Here is a 16,213-nt window from a genome sequence, read left to right as displayed (position 1 = left end):
TTACCTATAAAAAAGGGGTTAATGAGTAATTGGAACAACTCGCAATTTGACTTATTCGGAGAAACTATAGTCGGTAAACATCATATACTCCCCTTCTAAACATCTCTATTACTATGAATGAGTTATTACAAATTGTACAATCAAATATTACAACTGAAGATGAAAAGGATGCTATTATTATGACAAACAAATTCGAATTTATTTTAGGATTAATTGGAGGCATTTTAGGGATTTTATTTTCATCATTTGCAATATTCATCGGATTTATAAGTGATTTAGGTCCTATCATGGATTCTACAACTGGTGAAATACCAACTAATACAACTATGATTTTAGGTAGTATTTCTTTAATTGCTTCAATTTTAGGAATTATAGGTTCAATATTAATAAAAACAAAGAGAACATTAGGCAGTTTAATCATGATAATTTCAGCGATAGTTGGATTTTTATGTATCTCAATTGTGTATATTTTACCAGGTATTTTTTTCTTAATTAGTAGTTTAATGATTATATTCAGAAAAAACAAAACTTCTACATAAAAATAATATTGTATCTAGAAAATATATTTATGTATTTTTGAAGTATTTTAGGTTTATTAATTTTGACACTCATTTTCTTTATGCGCCGACACTCACAAAAAAAAACAATAGGAACCTTTTCCAACAGATTTTTCGATCACTTTTGTTGTTCTTTTAAACGCCGGAAAAAGGAGCTGTTCAAGACGGTTTCACCGACTTGAACAGCTCCTTTACTTAGACGTAATCCTAAGGAAGTATCCATCTGGATCCACTACTTTAAATCCTCTCATCTCCCATGGATAAGTTTGAATTTCTTCTTGTATTGTGCACCGATTCTCTTTACAACATTCATATACTTCTTCAATCCTATTGACAACAATAATTAGTTCAAAGCCATTCCCCTTCATCTCTTTTCGATTGTAAAAATAGTGATTTTCATTCAATGTTGAATCACTAGCTAGTAATAAGGAGAACTGGTCGTGATTAAAACGCACTGCATGCATATTTCTTTTATACAGCTTTAAACCAATTACTTCCTCATAGAACAATAATGACTTTTCGATATCATTTACATATAGCTTCACCCGGAATAAATGATCCACTAGTTTCCTCCTTATCAAAAAAAGTCCACTCATATAGTGGACTTTCTACTCTACAACGGTAAATCCCTCTTCTTAAACAATACAATCGCTACTATAAAAATACAAAGCGCTCCCGCAGCTAAACCTATACTTACCGGCCATATATTATACGTTCCTTCCGCAATTTCTTTTGGGCGAAACAATGTAAATAACGATAAACTTTTCATCCACTCTAACTTATCACTTAATTTACCTACCATATTTAGTACAAAAAATAAAATAGTTAAACTTGCTGAATAACTAAGTGCCTTTCTTTCGTCATTACATATACAAGAAAAGAAAAATGAATAAGCACTAACGACTAAAAATATGAGCCCTCCGACTATATTTATCTTCAGGAATAATTCTTTATTTAAATTATTATCTTGTAAAAACCATTCCGCACCTACTATGCCCGCTACATACGTAACAACTACAATGATTAGTAGTCCTAATATGAGAACAGCGGCTTGCGTGATTGCAATTTTCACTCTAGATACAGGTGTCGCTAATAAATATGCCATCGCCCCTTTATCTACATGCCGCACAATTAAATGTGTTGCAACTGTAACGCAAAAAATTGTTAATATGATAATAAACAATAGACTATAGTACTCACCAGCTAAAAAATCCATTACGTTTTGAATCGGACTTTCCATGCCAACAATTTTTTTCACACTATCAGGCATAGCGCTTATTAATTCATTTAAACCTTTCGCTGATACCATTGAAGGGAATATCCAAATTAACAACCATAAATATAGAGCTGCACCAGTTGCGTAACTCAAAATACTTTTTTGCGTCTCTTTCAAACTAGCTAAAAACAATTGCTTATTCATGCTTTACCCCTTCTTTCTTATCGTAATAATGCATAAATAAATGTTCTAAATCCATTGCTCTCGTTTGAAGTGCCGTTACATTATAGTTTGAAAGTATTTGTAAAACAGTTTGATAGTTTCCTTGTACAATAATCGATGCCTCTCTACCTTTTACCGCTTCAAATTGCAAATTACATTTTGTAAGAGAATCAATCTCTTCCTCTGATGATACGGTTACATCTATCACTTGTCGTCTCATCCCTTGTAAATCATGAATATTTTCAACCGTTACAAGGCGCCCATCTTTAATAATCGCTACTCGGTCACATGTACGCTCAATCTCAGTGAAAATATGTGAAGACATAAGAATCGTTTTTCCCCTTTGCTTTTCCTCTACTATTAAATCTATAAACACTTGCTGCATAAGCGGATCGAGTCCTGAAGTCGGTTCATCTAAAATTAACACTTCCGGATCGTGCATAAATGCAGCAACAATTCCTACTTTTTGTTTCATTCCTTTAGACATTTTGCGAATTGGTGTTTTCACATCAAATTGCAGACGTTCTATTAGTTCATCTCGTCTTTTCGTATCCTTTAGCCCACGCATTCCTTGCATTAACTTCAGAAATTCTAATCCGTTCATTCCTTCAATAAAAGAAATTTCACCTGGCAAATAACCAACTTCCCTTTGAATTTTCGCTGCTTCATTCCAACAATCCAATCCAAAAATTGAAGATTTTCCAGATGTCGGTTTTATAAATCCCATTAAATTACGAATCGTCGTTGATTTACCTGCACCATTCGGTCCTAAGTAACCGAACACTTCTCCTTCTTTTACATCAAATGTAATATGAAACAAGCCTTTTCCGTTCGAAAATTGTTTTGTGACATTTTGAACTGAAATCATAAATCCACCTCATTTTTTGAAATATTTAATGTATGATATTTCAAAATTATTGTACTCCTCCTCTTCCATATTCGCAACAACTTTTTGAAATATTTATATGTCCATATTTCAAAAATATTGTTTCCACCTATATTTTCCTGTATATTTTTATTGAGGTGATTGTATTGAATGGCTTTGAAAAAGTGAAAGAAAAGAAAAAACGCGCTATTAAAGAGGCAGCTTTCTTATTATTTTCAGAACGTGGATTTAATGAAGTAAAAATAGAACATATCGCAAAAGAAGCAAACGTTTCTCAAGTTACAATTTATAATCATTTTGGAAGTAAAGATGCGTTATTTAGAGAACTTATACAAGAATTTATCATATGTGAATTTCAATATTATAAAGAACTTGCTGAAGAAAAATTACCTTTCCATGACATGATGCAAAAAATGATTGTACGAAAAATGAATACTGGCGGGTTATTTCAACCTGATATGTTACTACAAATGATGCAAAGAGACGAAATTCTCCGAGAGTTTATTTATAGTTATCAAAATGAAAAAATACTGCCATGGTATTTAGAAATATTAGAACGAGCGCAGCGCAATAATGAAATTAATCCTCATCTTACTAAAGAAATGATGTTACTTTACATTCAAATGTTTACTAAATTAGGTGATGATTTCGGGGCACAGCTTCTTGAAGGGGATCGTGAAAAACATATTCAAGATATTGTCACTATGTTTTTCTATGGTCTTTCTGTTCCACAAAAATAAAAAGACACGAAACTCGTGTCTTTTTATTTTATAAATATGATCCTACCTGTTTCACTACTTTCAACCGCCAATTGAATCAACTTAATTACTTCTAAACCTTCTTGCGCTGTTACAGGTGGTTTCTCACCATTTACAATACTATCCCTTACCCTTTTATAATACATGTCATAACAGCCAACTTCTGTTGGAATACGTACTAACTCTTCTTCTGTTTCTACAGTAGCAAAATTAGCTTCAGTATCTACTCCGTAACCGTTATCCCCTGGCTTCATTCCATTTTTTAATTGTTCTTCCTGTGAATCCATACCATATTTCACGATAGAACCTTTATCCCCATGCATTGTAAAGTGTGGACCTGCCTTTTTCACATAACTGCTACTACGTAAAATGACACGTTTAACTCCGTAATGAAGTACTATGTGGAAATAATCATCCACCTCTGCACCTGGGCGTTGTTTGATTATATCTGCACGTATCGCGTCTGGTTTCCCAAATAATGATAATGCTTGGTCAATTAAATGCGAGCCTAAGTCATATAATATACCTGATCCTGGTAAGTTCTTTTCTCTCCAGCGATCACGTACATGTGGACGGAAGCGATCAAAATGCGCTTCATATGCGTATAGGTTCCCTATTCTATTTTCTTCTAATAATTTCTTAATTGTTAAGAAATCATTATCAAAACGACGATTATGATATACACTTAATACGACATTATGCTGCTCTGCTAATGAAATAAGCTCTTCTCCTTCTTCAATTGAAACAACAAATGGTTTCTCTACAACAACATGCTTACCGTTTAATATTGCTTCTTTTACATATGGAAAATGAGTTGTATTTGGTGAAGTAATAACAACTAAGTCAATATCAGCTCGCTTCACCAATTCATCAATTGTACTCACGACGTTAGCATTCGGTAATGTTTCTTTTACTACCTCTTCTTTTGAAGATAATACGGCACGAATATCGTATTCTTCTATCGTTTGTAATAATGGGATGTGAAATGTTGTACTAGAAAATCCAAACCCTACAATCCCTACACCTATTTTTTTCATGTTGCCCCTCCATTTATCCCGCTATTTGTGGGTAGTAAGTCCACTTCATGAGAACGATTTCATTCAGTTATTATAACAAGATTATTATTATTTACATAATAAGTTGCCTAGAAAAAAGCATCTTGCCATTATTCATGGCAAGATGCTTTTTTTATTCCGGTCTTTTTTTCGTCCACGTTTCAATAACTTCACCAGTATCATTAACATCTAGCACTAAACTACCGTTACTATACCGGTCTTTATTTCGATACGCTTTCGGATCAATTTCTTCTACAATATGTTTCTCTGTCTTCATGTAAACTAATTCATCGTCTCGAACGATTTCAATACCGACAATGCGGTATGGATTACGTTTTAACTCTTTGAAAATAACAAGACCTCGCTTCGCCCTCGTTGATTTCTCAATTTCTGACGCTTTTAGGCGTTTTATAGCACCGCGCTGCGTTACGAGAATAAGTTGATCTTTATCAGCATTTAATGGTTTACCAGAAGCGACATAGTCATCTTCTTTTAAATTAATTGCTTTCACACCAGCGGCTCTTACACCGACTGGACTTACTTCATCTTCATGGAAAATAAGTGCATATGCACCGTGTGTAGCAAGAACGATATCACTCGTTCCATCTGTCGCAAATATATCAACAACTTCATCATCTTTTTTCAAGTTTACAGCAACGAATGCTCTTGAGTAACGCTGTACTTTATATTGGTTTAATTCTGTTTTCTTAATCATACCGTTCTTTGTTACAAATACGATAAATCGCTTTTCTTCCTCAAAGTTCGGTACGACAGTTGCCCAAATGATGGTTTCATCCCGATCGAGTGAAACGATATTAGCAACGTGCTGTCCTAAATCTTTCCAACGAATATCTGGCATTTCGTATACTGGCAGATATATATAGTTTCCTTTATTCGTAAATAAGAGGACTGTCTCTGTCGTATTCGTATCGAATCGTTCAAGTAAGATGTCACCCTCTTTCATACCGAAGTCTTTGCCATTTGAGGCATTATGTGAGCGCCATCCAGTACGTTTCACATATCCTTCTTTCGTTACAGTAACGATGACATCTTCTTGTGGGATCATCACTTCTACATCGATTTTAATTTCCTCGATTTGATCTTCAATAATCGCGCGTCGATCATCACTATATGTTTTCTTAACTCTCTTTAAATCTGTTTTAATTACTTGAAGTAATCTTTTTTCACTTTGTAAAATTGCCTGTAGCTCAATAATTTTCTTATTAAGCTCATCTGCCTCTTGTTGTAGCGCTGTAATATCTGTATTCGTTAAACGATATAATTGCAAGGATACAATTGCTTCCGCTTGCGCTTCTGTAAAACCAAATTTCGCACTTAAATTATCTTTTGCATTACGCTTATCTTTTGAAGCTCGAATCGTTTCAATAACTTGGTCTAAAATCGATAATGCTTTCTTTAAACCTTCTACAATATGTTGACGATTTTCTGCCTTTCGTAATTCATATTGTGAACGTCTCGTAACAACTTCTTTTTGATGGCCAATATATGCATCTAAAATTTTCGGTAATGTCATAAGCGTTGGACGACGATTATTAATCGCTACCATATTAAAGTTATATGGAATTTGCAAATCTGTATTTTTATATAAATAATTTAAAATACCTTCAGAATTTGCTTCTTTTTTTAATTCTACGACAATGCGAAGACCTGTACGATCTGTCTCATCACGTACTTCAGCAATACCATCTAATTTTTTATCTAGACGTAACTCATCCATTTTCTTAACAAGGTTTGCTTTATTTACTTCGTATGGAATTTCAGTAATTACGATTTGCTGTTTCCCGCCACGAACCGTTTCAACTTCTGCTTTCCCGCGAATAATAATTTTACCTTTACCTGTTTCATACGCCTTTTTAATACCATCAATCCCTTGAATAATACCACCTGTTGGGAAATCTGGACCTTTCATAACTGTTAATAAATCATCAACAGTACTATTCGGTTTATCAATACGCATCATTGTAGCGTCAATAACTTCTCCAAGATGATGCGGAGGAATTTCTGTTGCATAACCAGCGGAAATTCCTGTAGATCCGTTCACTAATAAGTTCGGGAACGCTGCTGGTAAAACAACCGGTTCTTCACTCGTATCATCAAAATTAGATACGAATTCTACTGTTTCTTTATCAAGATCACGTAATAACTCAGATGCAATTGGTGATAATCGGGCTTCCGTATAACGCATTGCTGCTGCCGGATCCCCGTCAACACTACCATTATTACCATGCATCTCAACTAAAACATTACGTACTTTCCAAGTTTGACTTAAACGTACCATCGCTTCATATACAGAGGAATCACCGTGCGGGTGATAGTTACCAATAACGTTACCGACTGTTTTAGCCGACTTACGGAACGCTTTATCATGTACGTTTCCTTCTACATACATAGAATATAAAATACGTCTTTGTACTGGTTTTAAGCCGTCACGCGCATCTGGAAGTGCGCGATCTTGAATAATATATTTACTATAACGTGCAAAGCGGTCACCTAACACGTCTTCAAGCGGGAGGTCATGAAACTTCTCTGCTTGCATGTTATTCCACCTCCGTCTCCATAATCATTTCATTTTCTAAAATATTTCCTTCTTCTTGCATACCGAACTGTACATTACGCTCAATCCATTTACGGCGCGGTTCTACTTTATCGCCCATTAATGTTGTTACGCGGCGCTCTGCTCTTGCTGCATCATCAATTTTCACGCGAATTAATGTACGTGTTTCAGGATTCATCGTTGTTTCCCATAATTGATCCGCATTCATTTCGCCAAGTCCTTTGTAACGCTGTAACATGTAACCTTTTCCAACTTTTTTCGTTACACTATCTAACTCTTCATCTGACCATGCATATTCAATTACTTCACTTTTCCCTTTTCCTTTACTTACTTTGTATAAAGGTGGAAGTGCGATAAACACTTTACCAGCTTCGATAAGTGGTTTCATATATCTGTAGAAGAATGTTAATAACAATACTTGAATATGCGCTCCGTCTGTATCGGCATCGGTCATAATGACAACTTTATCGTAGTTAATATCTTCCACATCGAATTCATTGCCTACACCGCCGCCAATTGCATAAATGATTGTATTAATCTCTTCATTTTTGAAAATATCAGCAAGCTTTGCTTTTTCTGTATTAATTACTTTACCACGTAACGGTAATACCGCTTGGAAACGTCGATCTCGCCCTTGTTTTGCAGAACCACCGGCAGAGTCACCCTCTACTAGGTATAGTTCATTTTTCTGCGGGTTACGTGATTGTGCAGGTGTTAACTTACCACTTAATGTACCTTCTGATTTCTTTTTCTTTTTACCAGTACGCGCTTCCTCTCTCGCTTTACGAGCGGCTTCACGTGCTTGCGCTGCTTTAATTGCTTTTCTCACAAGAAGTGTGGCTACGTCCGGGTTTTCTTCTAAAAAGTAAGCCAAATGCTCTGATACAATGGCATCAATTGAAGAACGAGCTTCACTTGTACCTAGTTTCCCTTTTGTTTGTCCTTCAAACTGAAGTACTTCTTCTGGTACACGTACAGAAACGATAGCCGCTACACCTTCACGAATATCTGTACCTTCTAAGTTTTTATCTTTTTCTTTTAATAGTGAAACTTTGCGAGCATACTCATTGAACACACGCGTCATTGCTGTCTTAAATCCAGCTTCATGTGTTCCACCATCTTTTGTACGTACATTATTTACAAACGAAAGAATATTTTCTGAGTAGCCATCGTTAAATTGAAATGCTAGTTCTGCTTCAATCCCATTTTGTTCACCAGTGAAGTATACAACTGGGTGAATTGAATCTTTTTCTTCGTTTAAATAGGAAACGAAAGCTTCAATTCCTGTTTCATAATGAAAGACATCTTCTAAATCATTTCTTTCATCTTTTATTGAGATTTTCATCCCTTTTAATAAGAATGCAGATTCGCGTAATCTCTCACATAATGTTTCATAATTGTAATTTGTTGTACTGAAAATCGTTGTATCTGGTTTGAAATGCATTGTTGTACCAGATTCTTTCGTCTTTCCGATTTTCTCAAGCGTCGTTACAGGAACACCGCCATTTTCAAAGCGTTGTTCATAAATATTTCCGTCACGCTTAATCGTTACGACTAACCATTCAGATAAGGCGTTTACAACTGATGCCCCAACACCGTGTAAACCACCACTCGTTTTGTAACCACCTTGACCAAACTTACCACCGGCATGAAGTACAGTTAAAATAACTTCTGGTGTAGGTTTTCCAAGCTTATGCATTCCCGTAGGCATTCCTCGCCCTTTATCTATAACGCTAATACTATTATCTTTATGTATTACGACAGAAATTTCGTCGCCAAATCCCGCTAACGCTTCATCAACGGAGTTATCTACTATTTCGTATACTAAATGATGCAATCCACGGCTGTCCGTGCTCCCGATATACATACCCGGGCGTTTTCGAACGGCTTCAAGTCCTTCTAACACTTGAATCGCATCTTCATTATATTGGAACTGATGCTTCGCCAAACTCCTTGCCCCTTTCCTAATCCAAAATCAGAACATATGTTTCTATTATAGAATAACGCCTCGACTATAGTTTTGGCAAGTTATCTTATCTCTTTTATATACCATTTTCAATAGAAAAATCCTTGTTTTTTCACAAGGATTCTTCTAGGCTACTATTTCAGAAAAATAATCGTTTGTCAACGAGAAATGGATATGTATTCCAAGATTACACATTCCAAACCTTTATTATGATCCAAATGATCAATATCCAAAACGGGATTACAAGTAACAATCCCCAAAAACAGCCTTTAAAAAATCTCATGATGAACACCTCGTTCATCGGCCCTACTTATTATCATGAGGGCTGAAGCAATCTTTCTAACTTTACAGTCTACACTATTTTGTCATCGCATGTTCTACTTTTATACAACGATCCATTATTACAGTATAGTCTTTTTCTTTTAAAAGTTTGTATGTATCTTCATCTTGTACTCCTAATTGTGCCCAAAAAACATCTGCATCAATCTCTACAAATTCTTTTGCAACATCCATTAAAAATTCTGAACGGCGGAATACATTTACAATGTCAACATGTTCCTTAATATCCTTTAGTGAAGCAATTGCCTTTTCTCCAAGCACCTCATCTACTGTTGGGTTAACTGGAATAATGCGATACCCAGCATCTTGCATTGCTTTTGAAACCATATACGATGTACGTTCTGGCTTATCTGATAATCCAACAACCGCAATTGTTTTGCTTTTCTTTAACACTTCACCAATTTCCGTACGAGTTGGGTTTTCAATTGTCATAATTAATCCCTCCTATTCCTTTAGTATAGCCGATAAAGAAAGTCTCTTTCAATATGAAAGAGACTTTCTTTTATTCCGATTATTGATTCTTTGTAGCTGAGTTATCTGCTAAAGTAGCTGTTTTCGTCATTTTTTGACCGTTACGGTAGAATGTAACTTCCACTTTCTCGCCTACTTTTTTCTTCTCATATAAATATTTACGGAATTGAAGTGAGTTTTCTACTTTTTGATTATCTAATGCTACTACAATATCATATTGCTCTAAACCAGCTTTTTCTGCAGGTGATATTGGGTAAATTTTACCTAATACAACGCCGTTTGTTACTTCTTTTGGCACTTTCAATTGATTTACTGCATAAGCTTGCACATCTTCTAATGAAACGACACCTACTCCAAGAGCTGGACGTTTCACTACTCCGTCTTTTTCAAGTGATTCAATAACTGGTTTTGCGATATTAATTGGAATAGCAAATCCAATTCCTTCAACTTCTTGTTGTGCAATTTTACTTGAATTAATCCCAATTATTTCTCCGTTTTGGTTAAATAACGCACCACCACTGTTCCCAGGGTTAATTGCTGCATCTGTTTGAATAACTTGAGCATTCCAATCTGCACGCTTATCGCCATCGATATCTACTGGAATTTCACGTTCTTTACTACTAATAATACCTTCCGTTACACTTCCGTCAAATCCTAATGGGTTACCGATTGCAATTGCTTTTTCACCCGCACGAAGTTTACTTGAATCACCTAAAGTGGCAACTTTATTAACATTAGCACCATCAATTTCAACAACAGCTAAATCTAACCAAGGGTCTTTCCCTACAAGCTTTGCATCTACCTTCTTGCCATCGCTCAGTTTTACAGCAAGTTTATTTGCACCATCTACTACATGATTGTTCGTTACAATATATGCTTTATTTCCTGCTTTTTTATAAATAACACCTGATCCTGAACCAGCTTGTTGTTCTTGACCTGTCGGTTGCATTGCAAATGGATCAATGCTTTGTTGCATATTAATAACACCAACAACAACATCTTTCGCGCCTTCAATCATACCAGGTAAATCCGTTTCATTTTTTGCTTTATTGACAACAGGAACTACAGTACCTTCAACTTTTGAATCTGAACTAAAAGATGATACAGCCGCTCCATTATTTTGAGCCCATGGCATATATGGTGCCGCAAAACTAATTGAAACAGCCCCAACTACAGCTCCGACTAAACCTGTGAAAAAATAGCCTTTTTTACTGCCCGATTTTCTCACTTCTCTCGTTTCACTATGCTCTTCATTTAAATTTGGTCCGTCGTAATATCCCATGTTTACTTCCCCTCTCTGGTGAATTCGTATTTTCAGTATAGTCACGTTTTGTGTCCTTCTTGTGAACTCATCGTGAAATCCAATTAAAAAAATACGCTTATTTAACATTGTAGACAAAAAAAGCATTTTTTGTACATTCTACCTGCAAAAGAGGATATAAAATTGTTATTTTCCTAGACTGAAGCACACAATACGTTCCGAGTTATTCTTCAAATTTATAACCAACACGAATAACAGTACCAATATGCTTCGCTTTCTCTCCTAGCTTATTTCGTAGTTTTTTAATATGAGTATCAACCGTTCGGTCATCACCGTAATAGTCATATCCCCATAACTGATCTAATAAATGTTGACGTGACAACACAATTCCTTTGTTCTCCATTAAATAAACGAGAAGTTCAAATTCTTTATGTGTTAATATAATTTCTTCTCCATCTACTAAAACAGTTCTAGATAGACGATTCACTTCTATTCCAGCTAAAGACATAGCATTTTCTTCTGCTACTCCTACCACGCCATCCGCACGTTTCAGTAACGTCTTCGCGCGAGCTACTAACACTTTCGGGCTGAAAGGTTTCGTTACATATTCATCTGCACCTAATTCAAATCCTAATAATGTATCATCCTCATCCGAACGTGCTGTTAGCATAATAATTGGTACTGCTGATTCTTTTCTAATTCGTCTACAAACAGACCATCCATCTATTTCCGGTAACATAATATCTAACATGATTAAATCAATTTCATGCTCTGCAAATAATTCTAGCGCTTTTTTTCCGTCTTCTGCTTCGATTACTTCAAAGCCTTCATTACGAAAATAATCGCTAACAATTTCACGTAATCTTCTTTCATCTTCAACAAGTAATACTGTTTTATTCATAATAATCTATCCCGCCTTTTTACTCTTTCAATCGAATAATACGTTGATTGGAGCTTCCGCGAAATGGAAGTGTTAAATCTTTTTTCCCGATTTCAAATCTTCCATCGACTAAAACATCCCCATAATGTAACAACTCTATCATATCATTATTTTGAGAACTCTGTATCTCTTCTAACGTATAACCTGTATACATCCATAGATTTTTTTTCAAATCTTTCACAGCTTTTGCTACTTTTTTCACTTCAGCAGCTTGGAAAAATGGATCTCCACCTGAAAATGTTACATCAGTTAATGGATTACTTGCAATCTCTTTCACAATTTCTTCTACTGTCATTTCAGTTCCATTACAAATATTCCACGATTTCGGATTATGGCAACCGAAACAACGATGCGGACAGCCCGCAAAAAACACGACTGTCCGCAACCCTTCTCCATCTACTACACTATCATGAATAATGTTCATCACTTTCATTTATGTTTCACCCGATCCATCTCTTCACTACGTTTCGCACTATTCCACTTCGACATATCTCCTACAAGATAACCTGTTATACGGCGAATTCTTTCTATATTAGCCTCATCTTCATTTCCGCAGCTCGGACATTCATTTCCAATAACCCCGTGATAACTACAGCACTTACAACGGTCAACAGGATGATTAATTGAACCGTATCCAACGCCATGTTCTGCCATCGCTTGCACAATTTGTTTTAATGCCTTTTTGTTATGCATTGCTGCTCCATCTAGTTCAATATACGTAATATGTCCCCCGTTACATAGAGCGTGGAACGGGCCTTCTAAACGAATTTTATTTATCGCTTGCATGTTATAATAAACTGGAATATGGAATGAATTCGTATAGTAATTATGATTTGTTATACCGCTAATCACGCCAAATTCTTCTCTATCTTTTTTCACAAACTTCCCTGATAATCCTTCTGCTGGAGTTGCAATTACCGAGAAATTCAGTTCATGTTCTTCTGTCGCTTTATCCATTCTATCCCTCATAAAGGAAATAATTTCATACCCGAGTTTCCATGATTCTTCATCTTCTCCATGATGCTTTCCTGTTAAAGCTACTAAACACTCCGCAAGGCCGATAAAACCAAGACTTAACGTCCCTTGCTTTAAAATGGATGCTACAGAATCTTCAGGCTGTAACTTTTCTCCACCGCGCCATACACCTTGTGAATATAAAAATCGGAAATCTCTTGCTCGCTTCGTACATTGATACTCAAATCGCTCTAATAATTGCTTAATTCCTAAATCTAAATAATAATTTAACGCTTCAAAAAACGCTTCTTTTGAACCACTAATTAATGCTAATTTGACTAAATTAATAGATGTAAATGATAAATTCCCTCTTCCAATCGCCGTTTCTTCTCCATGTATGTTCGACATAACACGAGTACGACATCCCATGTAACATACTTCACTTTCCGGTCGTCCATCATAATGCACAGCATTAAATGGCGCATCTAAAAATGAAAAGTTAGGGAATAACCTTTCAGCCGTTGTCTCTAACGCTAATTCAAATAAATCATAGTTCGGATCACATTCTTCAAAGTTCACACCTTTTTTCATTTTAAAAATTTGAATAGGAAAAATTGGTGTTTCCCCTTTACCAAGACCAGCTTGTGTCGCTTTTAAAAGCTGTCTAACTAATAATCGTCCCTCTTTAGACGTATCTGTTCCATAATTAATAGAAATAAACGGTACTTGTCCTCCGCCCCTACTATGCATACTATTTGAATTATGAATGAAAGCTTCACAAGCCTGATACGTATCATTTTCTGTTTCTTTCCACGCAAATTCTTCTATTTGTTCTTTCGTAAGCGGATATGACTGCAATCGTTTCTTATGTCTCTCTACTGTTTTTCTCACATATGGAGCTAAATCAACATCAAAGAGTGCAAACGATTGACCACCGTGCTGCATATTTTGATTCGCTTGAAAAATAATAGATGAAAGAGCCAATGCACTTTTAATGTCTTGCGGTTGTCTCATATGTCCATGTCCGGTATGAAAACCGTTCGTAAGCATTTGCGCTAACGGAATCTGCGAACAAGTCGTTGTTCCAGTCGCATAAAAATCTAAGTCATGCGGATATAATATATTTTGATTGATCGCCTTTTTCACTTGATCTGACAATAAATTTTCAACTGCATAATATTTCGCACTCTCAGATGCGAACGTTCCCATTACGCCCATCGGAGAGCGGCCATCTACATTTGCATTTTCTTGCATTAAATCTTGTTCATTGCCGTGGACAATCGTCTCAAACACTCTCATTAATTCTTCTCCACGTTTATTTTTTTGTAACATTTATAACCCTCCACCAATATGTTGTTGTCTTTTGATTAAAATGTTACTACATATAGTCTTATTGTTTCTGTGAGAAATGTAACATTCCTGTGAAATTTTTTGCACGAAATAATGAATTTTTCATTTACAAAAAAGAAATGTGCTCTTTACAAATGTATGGTACAATATACGGGAAAAACTCTTTTTACCCTTTATCAACACATTTGAATAAAGGAGACTGAACTTATGGTTACTACATATCTTTTATTTATCGTTGCCTACTTACTTGGCTCGATTCCATTTGCACTAGTCGTTGGAAAGATTGGTTATGGAATTGACATTCGTGAGCATGGAAGCGGTAATTTAGGCGGAACAAATACATTCCGCACATTAGGGAAAAAAGCAGGTTTTACCGTTACAATTGCTGACATTTTAAAAGGGACATTAGCAACAAGTCTACCAATGGTTTTCGGATTAGATATTCACCCACTATGGTTCGGGTTAGCAGCTGTTCTTGGACATGTCTATCCAATCTTCGCGAAATTCCGTGGTGGTAAAGCAGTTGCAACTTCTGCTGGGGTGCTATTATGCTATTCACCAGTTGTTTTTGCAATATTAGCTGTTGTATTTTTCACCCTTTTATTTACAACAAGATACGTATCACTTTCTTCTATGGTAACAGCAGTTGTTGCTGTTATTGCATCCATTGTTAGCGGGGATAAAATCTTCATTATTGCGATGTGTTTATTAGCAGGTATGGTTATTTATAAACACCGTGCAAATATTGGACGAATTATAAATAAAACTGAACCGAAAGCGAACTTTTCAAAAAAGCAAAAATAAGATCGTAACCCACATAACGCAAAAAGAAAACGTGAAGCATATTAATAGCGTCTTTTTGCGTTATTTTTTATACTAAAGAAAAAGCAACATAATTTGGAGGAACTATACATGAATCTTTCCGTAACAAAAGAAGCAGCACAATGGTATAAAAACGAATTAAACTTACAATCAGGTGAAACACTACGCTTTTTCGTACAATACGGTGGTTGCAGTACTGTGCAAAAAGGACTTTCTTTAGGTATTCGTAAAGATGATCCTGCACACCCTACTGTTCAAATTCAAGAAGAAGATATTAACTTCTTTATTGAAAGCGATGATGAGTGGTTCTTCGATGGACATAATTTAGTTGTTACATTTAACGATGGTGATGATTTCCCGCAATTTAATTATGAAAAATAAAAAAACGTGGCTTCCGCCACGCTTTTTTATTTTTTCTTGATTTCCTCATATTTCGCATACCACTCTGGATAGAACTTTTTAAATGATACAGGGCGGAATCCTTCTTTTTTTGCACAAATATTCGTTGTACTTGCAGTAATACAAAGTTCGCCATCACCATTATAAATTTCATATCCATATACAACGCGAAGCGGGCTCACTGTATCAACCCACGTCTTTACAATTGCTTTTTCTCCGTAACGCATCGCTTTACGATAAGAAATTTGCAAATCTAAAACAGGAGAAATAATTCCTTCCTTCTCCATTTCAACATATGAAAAACCTAAATCTTGTATAAGTTTCGTGCGACCTAGTTCAAGCCACACCAAATAGTTTGAATGGTAAACAACACCCATTTGATCAGTTTCCGCATAACGGATTTCAACTTCATGTTCTGCTACAAACATATGTATATTCGCCT

At 35.6% G+C, this 16,213-nt stretch carries 16 protein-coding genes; 4 read left to right on the top strand and 12 right to left on the bottom strand.

Annotated features, from left to right (window positions below):
• Positions 1-179: 179 nt before the first annotated feature.
• Positions 180-539, top strand: a complete 360-nt coding sequence (locus tag AC0L0O_RS06580; protein WP_000182311.1) for a DUF4064 domain-containing protein — start codon at positions 180-182, stop codon at positions 537-539.
• A 209-nt stretch (positions 540-748) separates the two neighbouring features.
• On the opposite strand, the gene AC0L0O_RS06575 is transcribed toward AC0L0O_RS06580, so the two are convergent.
• The 3 genes from AC0L0O_RS06575 to AC0L0O_RS06565 are packed head-to-tail and all read right to left on the bottom strand — an operon-like array spanning position 749 to position 2,863.
• Positions 749-1,120: a VOC family protein gene (locus tag AC0L0O_RS06575; RefSeq protein ID WP_000349666.1), complete on the bottom strand. Its 372-nt coding sequence runs from the start codon at positions 1,118-1,120 to the stop codon at positions 749-751.
• A 50-nt stretch (positions 1,121-1,170) separates the two neighbouring features.
• On the bottom strand, positions 1,171-1,977 hold the full coding sequence (locus AC0L0O_RS06570; protein ID WP_001041454.1) for an ABC transporter permease subunit: 807 nt from the start codon (positions 1,975-1,977) through the stop codon (positions 1,171-1,173).
• Positions 1,970-2,863, bottom strand: a complete 894-nt coding sequence (locus tag AC0L0O_RS06565) for an ABC transporter ATP-binding protein (protein WP_000626603.1) — start codon at positions 2,861-2,863, stop codon at positions 1,970-1,972. Before AC0L0O_RS06565 ends, AC0L0O_RS06570 begins: the two co-directional genes overlap by 8 nt.
• Before the next feature lie 155 nt (positions 2,864-3,018).
• Between AC0L0O_RS06565 and AC0L0O_RS06560 the strand changes: the two genes are divergently transcribed.
• The gene (locus AC0L0O_RS06560; protein WP_002036855.1) at positions 3,019-3,621 is read left to right on the top strand and encodes a TetR/AcrR family transcriptional regulator; all 603 of its coding nucleotides are present in this window, start codon (positions 3,019-3,021) and stop codon (positions 3,619-3,621) included.
• A 23-nt stretch (positions 3,622-3,644) separates the two neighbouring features.
• Here AC0L0O_RS06560 and AC0L0O_RS06555 read toward each other — a convergent pair whose 3' ends face one another.
• The 8 genes from AC0L0O_RS06555 to AC0L0O_RS06520 form a co-directional block, all read right to left on the bottom strand.
• Complete coding sequence (locus AC0L0O_RS06555) at positions 3,645-4,676, bottom strand: oxidoreductase (protein WP_000719757.1); 1,032 nt, start codon at positions 4,674-4,676, stop codon at positions 3,645-3,647.
• Positions 4,677-4,827: 151 nt separating this feature from the next.
• Positions 4,828-7,251: a DNA topoisomerase IV subunit A gene (gene parC, locus AC0L0O_RS06550; protein WP_001147474.1), complete on the bottom strand. Its 2,424-nt coding sequence runs from the start codon at positions 7,249-7,251 to the stop codon at positions 4,828-4,830.
• Position 7,252: 1 nt separating this feature from the next.
• Positions 7,253-9,217 carry a DNA topoisomerase IV subunit B gene (gene parE, locus AC0L0O_RS06545; protein WP_001062207.1) on the bottom strand — a complete coding sequence of 655 codons (1,965 nt, stop codon included), beginning with the start codon at positions 9,215-9,217 and terminating at the stop codon, positions 7,253-7,255.
• Positions 9,218-9,592: 375 nt separating this feature from the next.
• A complete protein-coding gene (locus tag AC0L0O_RS06540; protein ID WP_000151380.1) occupies positions 9,593-10,006 on the bottom strand; it encodes a CoA-binding protein in 414 nt (137 codons plus the stop codon).
• A 79-nt stretch (positions 10,007-10,085) separates the two neighbouring features.
• Positions 10,086-11,327 carry a S1C family serine protease gene (locus AC0L0O_RS06535; RefSeq protein ID WP_000542634.1) on the bottom strand — a complete coding sequence of 414 codons (1,242 nt, stop codon included), beginning with the start codon at positions 11,325-11,327 and terminating at the stop codon, positions 10,086-10,088.
• Positions 11,328-11,529: 202 nt separating this feature from the next.
• Positions 11,530-12,207, bottom strand: a complete 678-nt coding sequence (locus AC0L0O_RS06530; protein ID WP_001044685.1) for a response regulator transcription factor — start codon at positions 12,205-12,207, stop codon at positions 11,530-11,532.
• Between the two features lie 19 nt (positions 12,208-12,226).
• Entirely contained in the window at positions 12,227-12,679 is a 453-nt protein-coding gene (gene nrdG / locus AC0L0O_RS06525; RefSeq protein WP_000867062.1) for an anaerobic ribonucleoside-triphosphate reductase activating protein, read from the bottom strand.
• On the bottom strand, positions 12,676-14,532 hold the full coding sequence (locus AC0L0O_RS06520; RefSeq protein ID WP_473785673.1) for an anaerobic ribonucleoside triphosphate reductase: 1,857 nt from the start codon (positions 14,530-14,532) through the stop codon (positions 12,676-12,678). The genes nrdG and AC0L0O_RS06520 overlap by 4 nt, the downstream gene beginning before the upstream one ends.
• A gap of 225 nt (positions 14,533-14,757) precedes the next feature.
• Here AC0L0O_RS06520 and plsY point away from each other — a divergent pair, with 225 nt between their 5' ends.
• Positions 14,758-15,354 (top strand): glycerol-3-phosphate 1-O-acyltransferase PlsY, encoded by a 597-nt coding sequence (gene plsY, locus AC0L0O_RS06515; protein ID WP_000258977.1) that lies wholly within the window; start codon positions 14,758-14,760, stop codon positions 15,352-15,354.
• 108 nt (positions 15,355-15,462) lie between these two features.
• On the top strand, positions 15,463-15,753 hold the full coding sequence (locus tag AC0L0O_RS06510) for a HesB/YadR/YfhF family protein (protein ID WP_001054445.1): 291 nt from the start codon (positions 15,463-15,465) through the stop codon (positions 15,751-15,753).
• Between the two features lie 26 nt (positions 15,754-15,779).
• Here the strand turns inward: AC0L0O_RS06510 and AC0L0O_RS06505 are convergent, their stop codons facing one another.
• The gene (locus AC0L0O_RS06505) at positions 15,780-16,199 is read right to left on the bottom strand and encodes an acyl-CoA thioesterase (RefSeq protein WP_000495810.1); all 420 of its coding nucleotides are present in this window, start codon (positions 16,197-16,199) and stop codon (positions 15,780-15,782) included.
• Positions 16,200-16,213: the final 14 nt, after the last annotated feature.

This window comes from Bacillus sp. GS3m_15504 (assembly GCF_055825275.1).
Note: the sequence above shows the minus strand (reverse complement) of the source record. Positions and strands in the feature narration are given on the sequence as shown.

Bases quoted from the DNA above. Each gene is read 5' to 3' on its own strand.
- AC0L0O_RS06580 (WP_000182311.1), top strand. From the start codon at position 180: ATGACAAACAAATTCGAATTTATTTTAGGATTAATTGGAGGCATTTTA.
- AC0L0O_RS06570 (WP_001041454.1), bottom strand. From the start codon at position 1,977: ATGAATAAGCAATTGTTTTTAGCTAGTTTGAAAGAGACGCAAAAAAGT.
- AC0L0O_RS06565 (WP_000626603.1), bottom strand. From the start codon at position 2,863: ATGATTTCAGTTCAAAATGTCACAAAACAATTTTCGAACGGAAAAGGC.
- AC0L0O_RS06555 (WP_000719757.1), bottom strand. From the start codon at position 4,676: ATGAAAAAAATAGGTGTAGGGATTGTAGGGTTTGGATTTTCTAGTACA.
- parC (WP_001147474.1), bottom strand. From the start codon at position 7,251: ATGCAAGCAGAGAAGTTTCATGACCTCCCGCTTGAAGACGTGTTAGGT.
- AC0L0O_RS06540 (WP_000151380.1), bottom strand. From the start codon at position 10,006: ATGACAATTGAAAACCCAACTCGTACGGAAATTGGTGAAGTGTTAAAG.
- AC0L0O_RS06535 (WP_000542634.1), bottom strand. From the start codon at position 11,327: ATGGGATATTACGACGGACCAAATTTAAATGAAGAGCATAGTGAAACG.
- AC0L0O_RS06530 (WP_001044685.1), bottom strand. From the start codon at position 12,207: ATGAATAAAACAGTATTACTTGTTGAAGATGAAAGAAGATTACGTGAA.
- nrdG (WP_000867062.1), bottom strand. From the start codon at position 12,679: ATGAAAGTGATGAACATTATTCATGATAGTGTAGTAGATGGAGAAGGG.
- AC0L0O_RS06520 (WP_473785673.1), bottom strand. From the start codon at position 14,532: ATGTTACAAAAAAATAAACGTGGAGAAGAATTAATGAGAGTGTTTGAG.
- plsY (WP_000258977.1), top strand. From the start codon at position 14,758: ATGGTTACTACATATCTTTTATTTATCGTTGCCTACTTACTTGGCTCG.
- AC0L0O_RS06510 (WP_001054445.1), top strand. From the start codon at position 15,463: ATGAATCTTTCCGTAACAAAAGAAGCAGCACAATGGTATAAAAACGAA.
- AC0L0O_RS06505 (WP_000495810.1), bottom strand. From the start codon at position 16,199: ATGTTTGTAGCAGAACATGAAGTTGAAATCCGTTATGCGGAAACTGAT.